A 17,521-nucleotide genomic window follows, 5' to 3' on the forward strand; every position below is an offset into this window, starting at 1 on the left:
CCATGCGGCTCGGGGTCCTCGACGTCGGTTCGAACACCACGCATCTGCTGGTGGTGGATGCGCATCGCGGTGGCCACCCGACCCCGACGCACTCGGAGAAGACGACGCTGCGGCTGGCTGAGCGGATCACCCCCGACGGCGAGCTGAGCCAGGACGGTGCGGAGGACCTGGTGGCGGCCGTCGCCGCGGCACGCGACTCGGCGATCCGCCTGGGCTGCAGCGAGCTGATGGCGTTCGCGACCTCCGCGGTGCGGGAGGCGACGAACGCCGCCGACGTGCTCCGGCAGGTCTACGAGCGCACCGGAGTCGACCTCGAGGTGTTGTCCGGTGCCGACGAGGCCAGGTTGACGTTCCTTGCCGTGCGCCGGTGGTTCGGATGGTCCGCGGGCAGGCTGCTGGTGCTGGACATCGGGGGCGGCTCACTGGAAATGGCCATCGGTGTCGACGAGGTGCCGGACACCGCCCTGTCCCTGCCGTTGGGCGCCGGGCGGGTGACCCGCACCAGGTTCAGCAACGATCCGCCCAGCCGGTCGGAGCTGGTGGACACCTGCGCATGGCTGGACGAGCAGCTTTCCGGGGTGCGTGAGCAGGTCATGGCCAACGGTGCGCCGGACCACGCGGTGGCGACGTCGAAGACGTTCCGGTCACTGGCCAGGCTCACCGGCGCCGCGCCGTCCGCGGCGGGCCCGCGCGTGCGCCGCACACTCACCGACACCGCGCTGAGCCAGCTGATCGCGTTCATCTCCCGGATGACCGCGGCGGACCTGGCGGAGATCGACGGAGTCAGCCCGAGCCGCGCTCATCAACTTGTGGGTGGCGCGCTGGTGGCGCAAGCGACGATGCGTGCACTCGGTGTGAGCGAATTGACGTTGTGTCCCTGGGCGTTACGCGAAGGCGTGATTTTGCGCAGGCTGGACCACACGGATCTGGATGCGCACGGTGAAGTCTGGTCTCAGCAAGTGGGCCCGAGCGGGGTCGGCCCTGCACGCAGGCGCGCGTGATTCAGTACCGTGTAACGCTGTGACAACGCTGGCGGTGCTACCAGCCCCTGTCAGGCCGTTGGCGAGCCGTCACGCCACGTGATGCACGGATCGGCGATCAGGCACGGTGAGAGGGATGAGTCGACAGAACGGTGAACAGCCCACGCGGCGGCTCACTGTTGCCGAGCTGTTGGCGCAGCACGGCAAGACCGACATCAGCAGCAGTGCCGGTCGTCGCCGCCGCCGGCGTGCGGAGGGCCCGGACGAAGCGGCCGACACCGAGCTGACCACGACCGCGCCGCACGAGATCATCGCGCGTATTCGTGCCGAGCGGCACGACGCCGGGTACGACGGCGACGACAAGCCTGGGCGCAACGGGCATTCGCTCGGCGAGCTGGACACCAAGACCGAGGTGGCGCGGCCGGGGCCGGACGCCGCCCAGCCGAAGCCGCCCGCGCCGAAACCACCGCAGGGCCAGCCGGACGACACGGCGACGACCAGGACCGACATCAAGCCGGTCACACCGCACGACGGCCCCTCTCGCGACGACATCCCACCGCTGCGTCAGCCCGGCCCGGGGAACCGGACCGGGCGGGGCTTCGCGCCCGTGCCGCCACCCGGGGACCGCAACGGGACCGGTTTCCCGTCCGCGCCTCGTGGTGAGCGGTCCGGTACGGCGTTTCCGCCTGCCCGGCCCGGCGGGGAGCGGACGGGCACCGGATTCTCGCCGATGCCGGGTGCGGGTGAGCACAGCAAGCCTGCCTTCCCGCCCGCCAACCGGCCGGGTGACCGAACTGGGACCATGCCGCCGACCCCGCCTCGTGGTGAGCGGTCCGGTACGGCGTTTCCGCCTGCCCGGCCCGGCGGGGAGCGGACGGGCACCGGATTTTCCCCGATGCCGGGTGCGGGTGAGCACAGCAAGCCTGCCTTCCCACCCCCGCCCCGGTCGGCCGAGCGCAGCAACCCCGGCTTCGCCCCGCCGCTGCGGCCCGGCGGCGTCAACGGGATCAACGGTGTCAAGGGCGTCGAGAGCGTCGACGGGGTCACCGGTGGCAAGGGGGTCAACGGCGCCAACGGAACGGCCGTGCCGCCCGCCGCTGCCGGGGAGAAGTCCGGCACCGCCTTCGCGGCACCGGTCCCGCCCGGTGCCATCGACGACCGGCTGAACGGAGCGGACACCACGCTGGCGAACCGGCCCGGCCAGCCGCCCACGCCGGGGCCGGGCGGCCCGCCGGTCCCGCCGGAGCAGCGCCAGCAGATGGCGCCGGAGGACGGCCACACCGAGCAGTTCGACGCGGTCGAGGACTTCGTCGAGGACGCCGAGGAGGAGCTGGCCGACGACGAGTACGCCTACGACGAGGCGGATTACGCCGAGGACGACGAGCTCGACGACTACGCCGACGGGGACTACGACGACAGCGATTACGCCGACGAAGGCTACGAGGACAGCGACTACGTCGACGAAGGCTACGAGGACGAGAACTACGCCGAAGACTACGACGCTTCCGACGAGTCCGCCGTCGACGACGCAGACGACGAGCCCGAGCTGCTGAGCGGTCAGCAGGCCAAGCCGGAGCCCGCCGCCGAGCAGGCGGCGGCGTCCGACCAGGACGACCAGGGCGACGAGGACGACGAGCAAGAGCAGTCCCCGGCCAGGCAGTGGCTGGTCGTCGGGGTGCAGCTGGCGCTGGGCGTGGTCGGCGGCGCGGCGGTGTGGCTGTTGTTCAACTGGCTGTGGAACCAGCTGCCGGTGGTGGCACTGGGCACCGCGCTGGTGGTCACCGCAGGCCTGGTGTGGATCGTGCGCAAGATCCGCAAGGCCGAGGACATGCAGACGACGCTGATGGCGGTGCTGGTCGGCCTGGTCGTGACGGTGTCACCGGCGATGCTGTTGCTGCTGTCCAGATGAGTACTCGGTCGATCCCGGTCGGACTGTCCACCGCGTCGGTCTGGCCGCTGCGTGCCAACGTCGGCTTCGAGCTGGCCGCCGAACTCGGCTTCGACGGCGTCGAGGTGATGGTCTGGGTCGACTCCATCAGCCAGGACGTCTCCGCGCTGAAGTGGCTGTCGGACTCCACCGGCGTGCCCGTGCTGTCGGTGCATTCGCCGTCGTTGCTCATCACCCAGCGGGTGTGGTCGTCCGACCCCGAGGTGCGGCTGCGGCGCAGCGTCGACGCCGCGCTCGAACTGGGCGCCCGCACCGTGGTGGTGCACCCGCCGTTCCGCTGGCAGCGCAGGTACGCCGAAGGATTCGCCGATCTGGTGGCCGAGCTGGAGGAGTCCAGCGGCGTCGAGATCGCGGTGGAGAACATGTACAAGGTGCGGCCGCCGATCGGTGCCCGCAAGCGGCGCGTGTCCGCGTTCCATCCGTCGATCGATCCCACCGACGTCGGCTACCGCCACTACACGCTGGACCTCTCCCACACGGCGGCCGCGGAGATGGACGTCTTCGCGCTCGCCGACCGGATGGGCGAGGGCCTGACCCATGTGCACCTGGCCGACGGAACGGGGCGGCCGGTGGACGAGCACTTGCTGCCGGGCAAAGGCAACCAGCCGTGCGCGGAATTCCTGGAGAAGCTGGCCGCCAGCGAGTTCTCCGGTCAGGTGATCCTGGAGATCAACACCCGCAGCATGCGCCGTCCGGCCGATCGGGTGCGAGCGCTCGGGGAAGCGCTGTTGTTCACCCGCCTGCACCTCGGGCAGTGACGTCCACCGGGCATCCGTACCGGGCCTGTGCTGCACGTTCGTGCCGGCACCCACGCGGGCCGGGTGCGCGGTGGACACCCGGCGGAACGGCGGAATCCGGTTAGTCTCGTGGTGTGAACCCGTTGCGCTCGCTCATCCTGGCCGCGGCCGAGGCCGAGTCGATCCGCAAAGCGGTCAAGACCGCGCCCGTGACCCGTAGCGTGGTCGAGCGCTTCGTCGCCGGGGAGACCACCGAGGACGCGGTGGCCGTGGTGGCGCGCCTGGCCGACGAAGGCCTGCACGTCACGCTGGACTACCTCGGCGAGGACGTCACCGACAATGCCCAGGCCGAAACCACCGTGCAGGCCTACCTGCAGCTGCTCGACCAGCTGCACGCCGCCAAGCTGACGCCACGGGCGGAGGTGAGCGTGAAGCTGTCCGCGCTCGGCTTGAAGCTCGACGAGCGGCTGGCGGCCGACAACGCCTTCCGCATCTGCGCGGCGGCCGAACAGTGCCGCACCAGCGTCACCATCGACATGGAGGACCACACCACCACGGACGCCACGCTGCGCATCGTCCGCTCGCTGCGGTCGACGTGGCCGGACGTCGGCGCGGTGGTGCAGTCGTACCTGCGGCGGACCGAGGACGACCTGAAGGAGCTCGCCGTTCCGGGTTCCCGCGTCCGGCTGGTCAAAGGCGCCTACGCCGAGCCGCCGGAGGTCGCCTACCAGGATCAGCACGAGGTCGACCTGGCCTTCGTGCGGTGCGCCAACCAGCTGCTGGCCGGCGGCGGGTACCCGATGTTCGCCACTCACGACCCCCGGCTGATCGACGTGGTGCAGGACCGGGCGCAGGCGTACGGGCTCGGCCCCGGTGACTACGAATTCCAGTTCCTTTACGGCGTCCGGCCGGACGAGCAGCGACGTTTGGCCTCGGCAGGGGATACCGTTCGGATCTATGTTCCCTACGGCGATCAGTGGTATGGGTACTTGATGCGCAGGCTTGCCGAGCGACCCGCGAACACAGCGTTCTTCCTGCGCGCGTTGGTGAGCAGATCATGAACCATGTCCGTCCCTGTCCCTTGACCAGCGCTGACGGGATCGCGTCATGACTGCGTCCGCGACCGAGCAGCCGGTGCCGTTCGCCACGGCCAGCCAGGCCCGTTCCCTCGGAGACGGGACGTTCACCGCGGCCCTGCGGTCCGAGTGGTCCATCAACGGCCACCCGCACGGAGGGTTCGTGACGGCATTGATCGCGCGCACGGCCATGCAGGTGGCGAGCGAGCACGAAGGGATCAACGGCGAGCCGGTCTCGGTCAGCGCGGAGTTCCTCCGGGCCACCAGCCTCGGGCCGGTGCTGCTGCGCACGGACGTCCGCAAGGTGGGCAGGCAGACGTCGGTCATCGCGGTGATCGTCGAGCAGCGGGGCCGCAGCTGCGTGGAAGCATCCGTGGTGATCGGCCGCGTGCCTGCGCAGCGGCCCGCGTGGGTGGACCTGCCGGTGATGCCCGCCGAACCACCGGCGAACGCGCTGCCGCTCGGCGAGGAGATGCCCGGGGTCGGGCCGAGCGTCTTCCGGCTCGCCCAGGGATGCGACGTGCGGCTGGACTCCAGCGCGGCGGCACAGGTGGCGCGGCGGCCGGTGCGCCCGGCACCGGGCACGCGGGACCGGCAACCGCCGCCGAGGATGCGGCTGTGGGTGCGGCCGCGGAACGCCGAGCCCGATCTGTACTTCGCGCTGCTGGCCGGCGACCTCAACCCGCCCATGCCGCTGCTCATCGGCCGCCCGGGATGGGCGCCGTCGGTGCAGATGACCGCGTACCTGCGGGGCAGGCCGGTGCCGGGGTGGCTGCGCATTCACGTGGAGAGCAGGGCGGTCGGCGGGAGCTGGTTCGACTCCGACGCCACGGTGCTCGACGCCAGCGGGCAGCTGGTCTGCCAGGCCCGCCAGCTGGCCCTGACCCCTGGTCCGTGAGCCCGGTTCCGCCGGCCGGGGCGGGTTGCTGACCGAGCGCAGCCGGATGCTTTCCGCGCGTGCCGGGCGTGCGCTTCTAGAGTGTGCACATGAGCAATCCCGTCATCGCGGTCGTCGGTGCAGGCAAGATCGGTGAGGCGCTGCTGTCCGGTCTGCTCCGCGGCGGCCACCAGCCGGACGAGCTGATCTTCGTGGAGCGGCACCCCGAGCGGTCCGCGCAGCTCACTGAGCAGTACGGCATCCGCGGTGTCGACCTCGCGGAGGCGGCCAAGACCGCCGACGTGCTGGTTGTCTCGGTCAAGCCGCAGGACATCGAGCCGCTGCTGGCCGATCTGGCGCCGCTGGTCAGCTCGCGGACGCTGATCGTCTCGCTGTGCGCGGGCCTGCCGACCACGCTCTTCGAGCGGCGGCTCGGCCAGGTGCCGGTGGTGCGCGTCATGCCGAACACGCCGATGCTGGTCGGCGAGGCGATGAGCGTGGCCTCCCCCGGCCAGTACGCCACCGCCGACCACGTCGCCGTGGTGGAGAAGATGCTGTCGCACGTCGGCAAGGTCATCGAGCTGCCGGAACACCAGCAGGATGCGGTGACCGCGCTGTCCGGGTCGGGCCCGGCGTACTTCTACTACCTGGTGGAAGCCATGATCGACGCCGGCATCCTGCTCGGGCTGCCGCGGGCGGTCGCCGAGCAACTGATCATCCAGTCGGCGGTGGGTGCGGCGAAGATGCTGGCCACGTCCGACGAGCACCCGGTCCTGCTCCGCGAAGCGGTGACGTCGCCTGCCGGGACGACCATCAACGCCATCCGTGAGCTGGAGAAGCACGGCGTCCGGGCGGCGCTGCTGGACGCTATCGAGGCCGCCAGGGACCGGTCGGTGGAACTGGGGAAGGCGCACGAGGACTGAGGGTGGCGTCGGCGCGTGGATCGGGTGCGGTCTGGCGGCGGCGCTCGGCGTGATGCGGCCCGACGCCCGCCTGCCCCCCGCGACTCGGCTCCGCGTCGGCTTCCGGCGACTCGGCTCCACCTCGGCTCGCTTCCGAGGTTCGGCTCCACGTCGGCTTGCTTCTCGCGCCTCGGCTCCACACCAGCTTGTTCCCGCGCTTCCGCCCCGCGCCGCCCTGCCCCGCGCGGGGTATTTTCCGCGCTCGGTGTCCGCCGCTTCGCCCCCGTCCGGTGCCCGTCTCCGGTATGACGTCGACCACGCCCGAAAAGAGCAATGCATATCACGCGGATGGCTCTTTCCCCGGCAGCGACACGCCGAACGCGGGCAGCGGTTCGCGGCAAATCGGGCGCGCATGTCGCACGAGTCACACAGGTCCCGCTAGGCTCAGAGGTAGCACGCGCGTGTCGTCACCGTTCGGTGGGGAAGCCGAGCGGCGCGACGCGTGCCACAGGAGTCTGACTATGCCGCAGAAGAAGGGCCCCCAATCGGTCACGCCGGGCGAGGTGCAGTTCCTGACCGTCGCCGAGGTCGCCGCGATGATGCGGGTCTCCAAGATGACCGTGTACCGCCTGGTGCATTCCGGCGAGCTGCCCGCCGTCCGGGTGGGCAAGTCCTTCCGGGTGCCGGAGAAGGCGGTGCACGCGTACCTGGAGAACGCCTACTACGACGTCGGATGAGCGCGATCACCGACCCCGGCACGATCCGGTCCCCCGGGCAGTGCAGGAGCGGGCAACTGCCCGGCGAACGGCGCTTGATAATCTCGCCAAGCTGGTTCAATTCGTGTGAAAAGAGGAGTGCCCTGTGGGGTCGGTGATCAAGAAGCGTCGCAAGCGCATGTCCAAGAAGAAGCACCGCAAGCTGCTGCGGAAGACTCGCCACCAGCGTCGCAAGCAGGGCAAGTGATCATCGCGCCGCCGGGCCACGGCGGCGGCCCTCGCACCGGCACCGGCGTGGACCGGAACCGCTTCCTTCGGCCCGGGTGTCCATCCGCGGTCGAGGGTGTTAACAGGTCGTAAGCACTCTGGGGAAGGCCGCACACGCGGAGTAGCATCACCGATGCGCGCCGTGCCACGAGCGAAGACGGTGCGCACCGGCCGGCGGTGCTGATCGCGCCGTCGTGAGTCGTTCGTGTCCTTCGCGTCCGGGGAGCGGTATGCCGTCCAGAATCGTGCTGGTCACCGGGGTCGGCGGCGAGCTGGGTGGCAAGCTGCTGGCCAGGTTGGGCAACAACCCGGATTTCCAGCGGGTCATCGGCGTGGACACGGTGCCGCCCGCGCCGCACGTGGCCGCCCGCATGGGCCGGGCCGAGTTCGTTCGGGCGGACATCCGTAACCCGCTCATCGCCAAGATCATCGCAGCGTCCGAAGTGGACACGGTGGTGCACGCATCCACCACGGCGCACCCGGCGGGCCCGGCGAGGCGGACCGCGGTCAAGGAGATGAACGTCATCGGCACCATGCGGTTGCTGGCGGCCTGCCAGCGATCCCCGCTGGTGCGCAAGCTGGTGGTCAAGTCGACGGCGGCGGTCTACGGCACCGATGCGCGCTCGCCCGCGGTGTTCGACGAGGACGCCCCGCTGCGGCCGCCGTCGGCGCAAGGTTTCGTGGCCGACGCGGTCGAGGTGGAGAACTACGTACGCGGCTTGCAGCGCAGGCGGCCGGACATCGCGGTCACCGTGGTCCGGTTCACCAACCTGATCGGCCCGCAGGTCGACACGGTGACCACCAGGTACTTCGCGTTGCCCGTGGTGCCGACCATCCTGGGCTACGACGCGCGCATCCAGCTGCTGCACGCGGCCGATGCGCTGAGCGTGCTGGAGCTGGCCGCCGTGGAGGACAAGCCGGGCGTGTTCAACGTCGGCGGCGACGGGGTGCTGACGCTGTCCCAGGCGATCCGCCGGGCCGGCCGGGTGGAGCTGCCGCTGCCCAAGGCGATGCTGCCGTCGATCGGGAGGATGCTGCGTGGCGCCAGGCTGGTGGACTTCTCGCCCGACCGGATCCAGTTGCTGCAGCACGGGCTGGTCGTGGACACCACGAAGGTGAAGCGGGAGTTCGGTTTCGTGCCCCGCTGGTCGACGCAGGAAGCGTTCGACGACTACGTGCAGGGTCGGGGGCTGCGGCCGGTGGTCGACGGGGGCGCGATGACGGAGTCGCTGAGCAGGGTGGCGTTCGCCGCCGCGCGCCGCATGTGATCCGCGAGTCCCAGGAGTTGTGATGGCCGATCAAGATCCCGCACTGGGTGTCGTCCGAGGTGGCGGCGCGGCCCAGGCCCGCACGGCCGGGGCCGCCCAGGTGATCCCGCTCCCCGGGCGTTCGGGGCGGCACGCGACGCCGGCCGGTGATCGGTGCGATGCCGAGGTCGCCGACGTGGTCGCCATGCCGACCGCCGCCGGACGCGCCGGGCGGAGCGACCACGTGGACGCGGACGAGGAGTCCGTCCCGGCTCAGCTGAAGCGGGCACTCGACTTCGTGCGGGACAGGCTGACCGGCGACTACGACGTCGACGAGTTCGGGTTCGACGCGCAGCTGACCGAGGCGTTGGTCCTGCCCGCGCTGCGCGTGCTGTACGACAAGTGGTTCCGGGTGACCACCTCCGGGGCGGAGAACCTGCCCGCCACCGGTGGCGCGCTGTTGGTCTTCAACCACTCGGGCACGCTTCCGCTCGATGCCCTCATGGCCGCGGTCGCGGTGCATGACGCGTCTGGCAGGCACGCCCGCCATCTGGCCGCCGACCTGGTGTTCAAGCTGCCGTTCGTCGGTCCGTTCGCCAGGAAGGCCGGGTACACGCTGGCCTGCAACCCCGACGCGGAGCGGCTGCTGAGCGGCGGCGAGCTGGTGGGCGTCTTCCCCGAGGGGTTCAAAGGGATCGGCAAACCGTTCTCGTCCCGGTACAAGCTGCAGCGGTTCGGCAGGGGCGGGTTCGTCTCCGCCGCGTTGCGCACCCGGGTGCCGATCGTGCCGTGCGCCATTGTCGGGGCGGAGGAGATCTATCCGAAGATCGCCGACCTCAAACCGCTGGCCCGGCTGCTGGGGCTGCCGTACTTCCCCATCACGCCGTTCTTCCCGCTGTTCGGGCCGCTCGGGGCGATCCCGCTGCCGACGAAGTGGCACATCGAGTTCGGTGAGCCGGTGCGGACCGACCGGATGACCGAGGACGCGGACGACCCGATGGCGGTCTTCACGCTCGCCGATCAGGTGCGCGAGACGATCCAGCAGATGCTCTACGCCCGCCTGGCACAGCGCAAGAGCATCTTCCGGGGGTAGGGTCGGCGCCCCTGACAAGCCGACGCCACGGCAGGCGACCTCGCGGCCGAGGAGTGGTGCGGAGCGCCCAGTGGCTGTGCTGTCCGGTCAGCGTTTGCGGTAGGCCATGCCTGCGGCCAGCACCCCGGCCAGCGCCCCGATGCCCAGTACGGACGGCACGCCGATCTTGGCGGCCTTGCGCCCGGTCCGCCAGTCGCGGATCTCCCACTGCCGTTCCCGCGCGATGTCCCGCAGGCCGGTGTCCGGGTTGATGGCCACCGCCGTGCCGACCACCGACAGCATGGGCACGTCGTTGACCGAGTCCGAGTAGGCCGTGCAGCGCTTGAGGTTCAGGCCCTCCTTGGCGGCCAGCGCCCGGACGGCATGCGCTTTCGCCCGGCCGTGCAGCAGATCGCCGACCAGCCGTCCGGTGTAGACGCCGTCCTTCTGCTCGGCGACGGTGCCGAGGGCGCCGGTCAACCCCAGCTTGCGCGCGATCAGGTTGGCGATCTCCACCGGCGTGGCGGTCACCAGCCACACCCGCTGGCCGGCGTCCAGGTGCAGCTGGGCCAGTGCCCGGGTTCCGGACCAGATCTTGTCGGCCATCAGCTCGTCGTAGATCTCCTCGCCGATGGCGTTGAGTTCGGCGACGCTGCGCCCGGCCACGAACGACAGCGCCTGCTCCCGCGGCGAGTTGAGGTCGCCCTCCTTGCCGCTGATCCGGAACTTCAGCTGCTGCCAGGCGAAACCGGCCAGGTCGGCGGTGGTGAAGTACTTGCGCGAGGCCAACCCCCTGGCCAGGTGGAACAACGACGAGCCCATCATCATCGTGTTGTCCACGTCGAAGAACGCCGCGGCGGTCAGGTCCGGCGTCACCTGCTTCTTCGGCTTGCCGGGTTCGGCGTCGGCGTTGGCCTTCTCCAGTGCGACCGCGGCTTCGGCGGAGGCCTCACCTGCTTCTGCGGCTCGCTGCTCCACGTCGCGCGGCGACTCCTTGCTCCACCACAACGACACGCGCACCGCCTCCCAGGGAGCAAATCGTCCTGTCAGTTACAGCCTATCCAGGCCCCCGACGACGTGCTGTTTCACCCGCGATCTTGCTTGGCCGCGAATCACCGGGTCGATCGGAGCCGACGACGTGCTTTTCACCCGCGATCTTGCTCGGCGGCGAGTCACCGGGTCGATCGCCATGAGGCGCAGGCGAAACAGCGGGCCCTGACCGCTGGGCCGATCACGCAGTCGTGCGTCACCCGGCTCGTCGATCGATCGATGGAATGGTGCACCCGGTCGGCGCTCGACCCGGCAGTACGGTTCGCCCTCGCGCCGAGCCGTGTCCGGCACGGGTTCCTGGCGAAGAACGGCCTCGGTGACGACGATGTCGATCTCCAGCAGCATCGTCTCCCAGCCATCCGCGCAGCACCGGCGCAACCAGCGATCAGCCGGAAAGGGGTTGGAGTGGAGCAACGACGACGTGTCCCTGCGCGGCGAAAGGCGGCCGGAAAGCGGCTAGTTCAGGTCCAGGCGGAGGTTGAGCTTGCCGAGCTTTTCCAACAGCGGCAGCAACGGAAGACCTCCGGGCTGCTGCGTGGGCTCGTCCGGCGGCGGCTGAGTCGTCGTGCGGTCAGGGGCTTCCGGAAGCTGCACGGTCGGCGGAGCGCTGTCGCTACCGCTGCCACCGGGTTGCCCGCCGTTGTCCGGTGACTTCTGCTCTGCCGGGTCTTCGGCGGTGGACGGCGCATCGCCCGGCTTCGCCGCCGAGGGCGACTTGCCGCGCGTGCTGTCCGCGGGCTGTTCGCTCGCGCGCGGGCGGACCGACAGGTCGGGCGACGTCGGGGCGTCCTGGCACTCCAGCGTCGCGGGCAAGGCACCGAGGGCATCGGCATGTCCGGAAGTGATCTGCCGACATGGCCACCGAGCCAGCAACGCGCTGGCACGCTGCTGCACGCGGGAAATCAGCTCGACGCTGCCGTCGAGATCCCCCACCGTGCTCGCCGGCACGTCGGGACGCAGCGCTGCGAGCCGCGCGCGGTTCTTCTTCGCCCAGTCGCGCAGCGCCCGCAGGTCGTCGCCGTTCGTCTGCGGGGCGTAGCTGGTGATGTTCCGGGACGCGGCCGCGACCGTGCCGTTCAGGTCGGCGATCAGCGAGCGGTATCCGGCCAGTTCCTCGGCTGTGGTCCCGCCGTCGGCCCGGTCCCGCTCGGCCAGCGCGGCCAGCTCGGCGATCCGGGTTTCGGCCAGCTCCAGCTGCCGGAGCGCCTTGCCGCTCGGCGAGAAGGTCAGGTCGAGCGAGATCGACTCGGTGGTGCGTTTGACGTCGTACAGCCATTCGCCGGGCAGGGCGCTCTGCGACAACTCGATCCCGAACGCCCCCAGCGCGACGATCCCGGCGGCGGTGGCGGCGGCCCACAAGCCGGCCTTGCGCCGCTGCGCGCGGGACGGCCGGGCGAGCGGACGGACGGTGGCCGATTCCTCCGGCTCGTCGTCGGTGGTGATGGCGGCCGCCTCGGACATCACCGCGGCTTTCATGCGGTCCCGCCGGGCCGGCTCGAGAACGGGTTCGGAGCCCAGCTGGCGCAGCAGCGCGACCACGGCAAGCTCGTCGGCGAACTCGGTGTCCCCGGTCTCCGGCGCGCGCCCAGCACGATCCACCGCGTCGGCGAAGCGGTCACTGGCTTCGCGCGGCCGCCGGGACCAAACGGGCTCGTTCACGCTGCTGTCCTGACTCGGGGGCGATTCCTGAGGGCCCAACGACCAGCCCTGGTGCCGGTTACGCCGGTCCACCCGGAAGAACGCCTGTCCGGCCCGGGTGGTTCCGGCCCCGCCGCGAGCCGGGGCGGCGACGCCGTCATCTGGTCCCCCGCGGCAGCAGTTGCGCGAGGCGGCGCACGGCGCGATGTTGCAGCGCCTTCACCGCACCCTCGTTGCGCTTCATGATCACTGCCGTCTCGGCCACCGACAGTCCCTGCAGGAACCGCAGTACGATGCATTCCCGCTGGTCGTCGCCCAGCTCCGCGATGCACCGCAGCAGCTGCTCCTTGGTGGCCATGGCCATGACCTGGTGCTCCGGGCCTTCGTCTGCCCGGTGTTCGGCCAGGTACGGCACCGGCCCGGCGTCGGCGATCTCGCCGGTGCTGATCTCCCGCCGGTACTGGCTCGACTTGACGTGGTCGAGCACCAGGTTGCGGGCGATGGTGATGAACCAGGCGCCGACGTCGCGTCCCTGGTAGGTGATCGAACGGATGCGCCGCAGCGCGCGCAGGAACGTCTCGCTGGTGACGTCTTCGGCCAGTTCGCGGTTGCCCAGCCGGAACAGCACGTAGCGGAAGACGGTGTCGACGTAGCGGTCGTAGAGCGCGGCGAACGCCTTCTGGTCGCCCGCCTGCGCCGCGCGCACCAGCCGCCAGGCCTCGCTGTCGCCGTCGGTCGCCGCACCGCCGACGGCCTCGGCGGTGGCGGGCGGCCCGGGCAGCGGATGCCGGCGCGTGGTCGTCATGGCGTTGGTCGCTCCGGGGCGGGCCGAGGACACCTGCCGAAGACCAGCCATGGCGTTGGACACATGGTCTCCTCGCTGCTGTGCGTCGATCTGTGGCTTCGCGTCACGCGCGGTGACGAATCCCCACGAGCGTGCGCAGCATACGTTGTCGAAACGGTTGTTCGGTAGTGCTCGCAGCGACTGAATCTGCGACGATCGTCCGAATGACGTATGACGTCACGACGCGGTAGCGGTTCGGTTCCGACTGGCTTGCGGTGGCCGGCTCGGCCAAGATGACAGGCGACGGTGCCGAGCTCAGAGCGCGAAGGAGAGCCGTGCCGAACACCTCCGAACTGGCGAGCACGGCCGCCGCTCGCGACCCGGAAGGGCTTGCCCTGGTCGATGCGGCGACCGGTCGAAGCATGACATGGGCGGACTTCGACGGGGCGGTGTCCGCCGAGGCGGCGCGATTGGCCGGCGTCGGCCTGCAGCAGGGCGACCGGGTGGCGGTGTGCCTGCCGTCGTCGATCGACTGTGCGGTGGCCATGCTGGGAGCCGTCCGGGCGGGTGGGATCGTGGTGCCTGCCTCCCCGCACGAGCCGGACGAGGACCTGCGGCGCATCCTGGAGCACAGCGGCTCCCGCTTCCTGATCTCCGGGCGAACCGACGGCGACGTCCCGGTCGAGCGAGTCCTCGAGCCTCCGGCGGCACGGCCGGGTGCGGACACGGTGGCGACGGCCACGCCGGTCGGCTCCGGCGAAGACATCGCGCTGCTTTGTTACACCACCGCCGCCCGCGGTCAGGCCCGCGGCGTGATGCTGTCGCACCGCGCATTGCTGGCCAACGTGGAACAGATGGCGGCGATCGACCCCGCACCCGTGACGGCCATCGACCGGGTACTGGTGGCGGTTCCGCTGTTCCACGTCTACGGGTTCGGGCCGGGGCTGTTGCAGTGCATCCGGGCGGGCGCGACGGCCGTGATCGCGGACCACACCGACGGGCGGGCGGCCCTGGCGGCCTGCACGCAGCACCACGTCTCGGTGGTGCTTGGGGTGCCCGCGATGTACGCCGAGCTCGCGGCGCTTCCCGCCGACGAGCTCCGTTCCGGCCTGGCCAGCGTGCGCTTGCTGATCTCCGGGGCGGCGGCGCTGCGGCCGAACGTGCTGACGGCGATCGAGCAAGCGACCGGCCTCGGCGTCTACGACGGCTACGGGCTGACGCAGGCGGCCCCGATGCTGGCCTCGACCTTGGTGACCGGTCGCCCCAAGCCCAACTCGGTCGGCCGCGCGCTGCCCGGGGTGGAGCTGCGGCTGGTCAGCGACGCGCCGACACCGGACGACGAAGCCGACGAAGTGCTCGCCGATCTCTCCGACACGGACGGCGACACCGGGATGGTGGCGGTCAGGGGGCCGAACCTGTTCTCCGGCTACTGGCCGGACGGGGTGGGTGGCCCGGACGACGACGGCTGGTTCCAGACGGCCGACATCGGCTACCTGGACGCCGACGGCGATCTGCACCTGGTCGACCGGGTCGACGACACGATCGTCGTCAGCGGGTTCCCGGTGTATCCGCACGAGGTCGAGGAGGTCGTCGCCGAGCTGCCGCAGGTCGCGGAGGTCGCGGTGGTCGGCGTGCTGGACGACCACACCGGGGAGGCGGTCAAGGCGGTCGTGGTTCCCGGCCCGGGCAGCACGTTGAGCGAGCAGCAGGTGATCGAGCACTGCGCGCAGAAGCTCCCGCGCTACAAGGTGCCGATCGCCGTGGAGTTCTCCGGCCAACTGCCGCACACGGTCACCGGCAAGCTGTATCGCACCAAGCTGCGCTGACCGTGCGGCCGGTGCGGCAGCGGCTGCCATCGCCAGGGCACGCCGCCGTGGTCGTCGGCGTTGCGCCTCGGGCATCATGTGGCCATGCCCGAGGTCACCGTCGTCAGCCGCGTGAACTGCCACCTGTGTGAGGTCGCCGAGCAGGAGGTGGACCGCATCTGCGGCGAACTCGGCGTGCCGTGGAAGACGGTGGACGTCGACAGCGACCCGGAGCTGCGTGCCGAGTACGGCGACATGGTTCCGGTCATCCTGATCGACGGCGTGCAGCACGGTTACTGGCGGGTGGAGGAGGAGAGGTTCCGCGCCGCCCTGGCGGCCGCGCAGTAGACCATTTCGCGGCCGTCCCGGCCTGCGGTCGAGCACTTGACTTTCAGCCTTCCGGACGACCCGATCTGCTCTGCGCAGAAAACGCGGTCGTGACGGGGGCTGAGGAGGATGATGGAGCCATGACCGCTGCCGATTCATCGCGTGCTTCGGTGCTGCGCGCCGCGTTGATCGGCGTGCCGGCGCTGGCGAGCGCACTGGCCGTCGGTCACCTCGCCGGTGCCTTGATCGCCCCGGGCGCCTCGCCCTATGTGGCGGTGGCCAACAGCGTCATCGACCTCTCGCCGCCGTGGCTGGTGGAGTTCGCCAAGGAAGCCTTCGGCACGGCCAACAAGGTGGTGCTTTTCGCGGGCATGGCGGTGGTGCTGCTCGCGCTGGCGGTGTTCGCGGGGTGGCTTGCGCTGCGGCGCCTGGTGCTCGGGCTGGTCGTCGTCGGGATGCTCGGTGTCGCGGGCCTCGCCGCCGTCCTCACTCGCCCGGACGTGGGCCCGTTCGCCGTGCTCGCTCCGTTGGTGAGTGTGCTGGCCGGGTCGATCGTCTTCGCCTGGCTGCACGCTCGGGCCACGGCCGGGGAGCCCGTCGCGGGGCCGGACGAGGGGGCTTCGGCCGGCCGTGCGCCCGGTGCCCCTGTTCTGCGAGATGCCGGCGCCGAACCCGTGACGCGACCGCGCCATGAGGTGGGTGCCGAGGAAGCCGAGGCGGCGCAGCAGGCAAGCGATGAGCCGGACGCCGGCGGGGCCCGGCAGCCGGAGCAGCCGGCCGCCGAGCCGGGCAAGGTCACGGCCGGGCAGCCGCAGCGGTCGGACTCGGGTGTGGATCGCCGGCGCTTGCTGGTCGGGTCGGCGGGCGCGCTCGTCGGTGCAGGCCTGGTCGGTGCCGCCGGGCAGTGGCTGGCCGGCCCGGACGCGGAGGCATCCCGGCGTGCTGTCGCCCCGTTCGTCGGGATCAAGCGTCCCCCGGCTCCGCCCGGCGGTGCGGACTTCGCCTCGTGGGGGACGCCGGCCTTCATCACGCCGAACGAGAACTTCTACACCGTCCACACCGCGTTCGTGCTGCCCAGGCTGCGGGCCGAGGACTGGCGGCTGCGCATTCACGGCATGGTCGACCGCCCCGTCACGCTGACCTACCAGCAGTTGCGGAGCCGGCCGCTGGTGGAGCGCACCATCACCATGGCGTGCGTGTCCAATCCGGTGGGTGGCGATCTGGTCTCGACCGCGAACTTCATCGGAGTCGACCTGGCCGAGCTGTTGACGGAGGTCGGTGTCCAGGCGGGGGCCGAGCAGCTGTTCAGCACCAGCGAGGACGGGTTCACCGCGGGCACGCCGATCGACGCGGTGCTCGAGCCCGGCCGGGCCATGTTGGCCATCGGCATGAACGGCGAGCCGTTGCCGGTGGCGCACGGGTTCCCGGTGCGCATGGTGGTCGCCGGGCTTTACGGGTTCGTCTCCGCGACCAAGTGGCTGGTCGATTTGGAGGTCACCACGTGGCGGGCGCGCACGCCGTACTGGGTGCCGCGCGGCTGGGCGCGCGAAGGCCCGGTGAAGACGCAGTCGCGGATCGACAAGGTGACGGCCGACGGCGGAAGCGTGCGTGTAGCGGGCACGGCGTGGGCGCCGCACATCGGCATCGACAAGGTCGAGGTGCAGATCGACGACGGGCCGTGGCAGGCAGCGGAACTGGCCACGGAGGTCAGCAAGGACACCTGGCGCATGTGGCGGCTGTCGGCACGCGTGGATCCCGGTGAGCACACGGTGCGCTGCCGAGCCACCGACCGCAGTGGCTACACGCAGACCAGCAAGGTCGCGCCCCCGGCGCCGGACGGCACGACCGGCTGGCACGAGGTCTCGTTCTCGGCGTGACCCGTTCTTGGATGGGGGTCGAGTGGGCTGTCGGTGCGTTCGGCTGGCGCGAGGTCTCGTTCTCGGCGTGACCGGCATCCGGATGGGTGTCGAGGGGGTTGTCGGTGCGTTCGGCCGACGCGATGGTTCGTTCTCGACGTGACCGGTTCTTGGATGGGGGTCGAGTGGGCTGTCGGTGCGTTCGGCCAGCGCGATGGTTCGTCCTCGGCCTGATGACC

Annotated in this window: 17 protein-coding genes; 13 read left to right on the plus strand and 4 right to left on the minus strand. The window is 70.9% G+C overall.

What is annotated here, in order from left to right; translation table 11 throughout:
* The first annotated feature begins 2 nt into the window (after positions 1 to 2).
* The 10 genes from CXP56_RS03305 (at position 3) to CXP56_RS03350 (ending at position 9,843) form a co-directional block, all read left to right on the plus strand.
* On the plus strand, positions 3 to 1,001 hold the full coding sequence (locus CXP56_RS03305) for a Ppx/GppA family phosphatase (RefSeq protein ID WP_286899757.1): 999 nt from the start codon (positions 3 to 5) through the stop codon (positions 999 to 1,001).
* A 115-nt stretch (positions 1,002 to 1,116) separates the two neighbouring features.
* The gene (locus CXP56_RS03310) at positions 1,117 to 2,889 is read left to right on the plus strand and encodes an Rv0497 family membrane protein (RefSeq protein WP_286899760.1); all 1,773 of its coding nucleotides are present in this window, start codon (positions 1,117 to 1,119) and stop codon (positions 2,887 to 2,889) included.
* The gene (locus CXP56_RS03315; protein ID WP_028846943.1) at positions 2,886 to 3,686 is read left to right on the plus strand and encodes a sugar phosphate isomerase/epimerase family protein; all 801 of its coding nucleotides are present in this window, start codon (positions 2,886 to 2,888) and stop codon (positions 3,684 to 3,686) included. Before CXP56_RS03310 ends, CXP56_RS03315 begins: the two co-directional genes overlap by 4 nt.
* Before the next feature lie 113 nt (positions 3,687 to 3,799).
* A complete protein-coding gene (locus CXP56_RS03320; RefSeq protein WP_286899763.1) occupies positions 3,800 to 4,726 on the plus strand; it encodes a proline dehydrogenase family protein in 927 nt (308 codons plus the stop codon).
* Positions 4,727 to 4,772: 46 nt separating this feature from the next.
* Entirely contained in the window at positions 4,773 to 5,639 is an 867-nt protein-coding gene (locus CXP56_RS03325) for a thioesterase family protein (protein WP_028846941.1), read from the plus strand.
* A gap of 89 nt (positions 5,640 to 5,728) precedes the next feature.
* Entirely contained in the window at positions 5,729 to 6,541 is an 813-nt protein-coding gene (gene proC / locus CXP56_RS03330) for a pyrroline-5-carboxylate reductase (RefSeq protein WP_038044661.1), read from the plus strand.
* Between the two features lie 500 nt (positions 6,542 to 7,041).
* Positions 7,042 to 7,257, plus strand: a complete 216-nt coding sequence (locus tag CXP56_RS03335; protein WP_028846939.1) for a helix-turn-helix domain-containing protein — start codon at positions 7,042 to 7,044, stop codon at positions 7,255 to 7,257.
* Between the two features lie 124 nt (positions 7,258 to 7,381).
* Positions 7,382 to 7,483 (plus strand): 30S ribosomal protein bS22, encoded by a 102-nt coding sequence (locus CXP56_RS03340; protein ID WP_084609054.1) that lies wholly within the window; start codon positions 7,382 to 7,384, stop codon positions 7,481 to 7,483.
* Between the two features lie 250 nt (positions 7,484 to 7,733).
* Positions 7,734 to 8,771 (plus strand): NAD-dependent epimerase/dehydratase family protein, encoded by a 1,038-nt coding sequence (locus CXP56_RS03345; RefSeq protein WP_286899766.1) that lies wholly within the window; start codon positions 7,734 to 7,736, stop codon positions 8,769 to 8,771.
* 22 nt (positions 8,772 to 8,793) lie between these two features.
* Positions 8,794 to 9,843 (plus strand): lysophospholipid acyltransferase family protein, encoded by a 1,050-nt coding sequence (locus CXP56_RS03350; protein ID WP_038044660.1) that lies wholly within the window; start codon positions 8,794 to 8,796, stop codon positions 9,841 to 9,843.
* An 87-nt stretch (positions 9,844 to 9,930) separates the two neighbouring features.
* On the opposite strand, the gene CXP56_RS03355 is transcribed toward CXP56_RS03350, so the two are convergent.
* The 4 genes from CXP56_RS03355 to CXP56_RS03370 all read right to left on the minus strand — a co-directional run bounded on the left by CXP56_RS03355 (position 9,931) and on the right by CXP56_RS03370 (position 13,315).
* Entirely contained in the window at positions 9,931 to 10,842 is a 912-nt protein-coding gene (locus tag CXP56_RS03355) for an HAD family hydrolase (RefSeq protein WP_425426114.1), read from the minus strand.
* Between the two features lie 30 nt (positions 10,843 to 10,872).
* Positions 10,873 to 11,217 carry a hypothetical protein gene (locus CXP56_RS03360; protein WP_028846935.1) on the minus strand — a complete coding sequence of 115 codons (345 nt, stop codon included), beginning with the start codon at positions 11,215 to 11,217 and terminating at the stop codon, positions 10,873 to 10,875.
* A 111-nt stretch (positions 11,218 to 11,328) separates the two neighbouring features.
* Positions 11,329 to 12,531, minus strand: coding sequence for a DUF5667 domain-containing protein (locus CXP56_RS03365; RefSeq protein WP_286899770.1), 1,203 nt, complete (start codon positions 12,529 to 12,531; stop codon positions 11,329 to 11,331).
* Between the two features lie 136 nt (positions 12,532 to 12,667).
* Positions 12,668 to 13,315, minus strand: coding sequence for a sigma-70 family RNA polymerase sigma factor (locus CXP56_RS03370; RefSeq protein ID WP_051310001.1), 648 nt, complete (start codon positions 13,313 to 13,315; stop codon positions 12,668 to 12,670).
* Between the two features lie 272 nt (positions 13,316 to 13,587).
* Between CXP56_RS03370 and CXP56_RS03375 the strand changes: the two genes are divergently transcribed.
* The 3 genes from CXP56_RS03375 to CXP56_RS03385 all read left to right on the plus strand — a co-directional run bounded on the left by CXP56_RS03375 (position 13,588) and on the right by CXP56_RS03385 (position 17,303).
* Positions 13,588 to 15,120 carry an AMP-binding protein gene (locus CXP56_RS03375; protein WP_286899771.1) on the plus strand — a complete coding sequence of 511 codons (1,533 nt, stop codon included), beginning with the start codon at positions 13,588 to 13,590 and terminating at the stop codon, positions 15,118 to 15,120.
* Between the two features lie 84 nt (positions 15,121 to 15,204).
* Positions 15,205 to 15,447 (plus strand): glutaredoxin family protein, encoded by a 243-nt coding sequence (locus tag CXP56_RS03380; RefSeq protein ID WP_028846932.1) that lies wholly within the window; start codon positions 15,205 to 15,207, stop codon positions 15,445 to 15,447.
* Between the two features lie 119 nt (positions 15,448 to 15,566).
* Positions 15,567 to 17,303, plus strand: a complete 1,737-nt coding sequence (locus CXP56_RS03385; RefSeq protein WP_286899773.1) for a molybdopterin-dependent oxidoreductase — start codon at positions 15,567 to 15,569, stop codon at positions 17,301 to 17,303.
* Positions 17,304 to 17,521: the final 218 nt, after the last annotated feature.

Source organism: Thermocrispum sp. (assembly GCF_002919275.1).
GTDB lineage: Bacteria > Actinomycetota > Actinomycetes > Mycobacteriales > Pseudonocardiaceae > Thermocrispum > Thermocrispum agreste.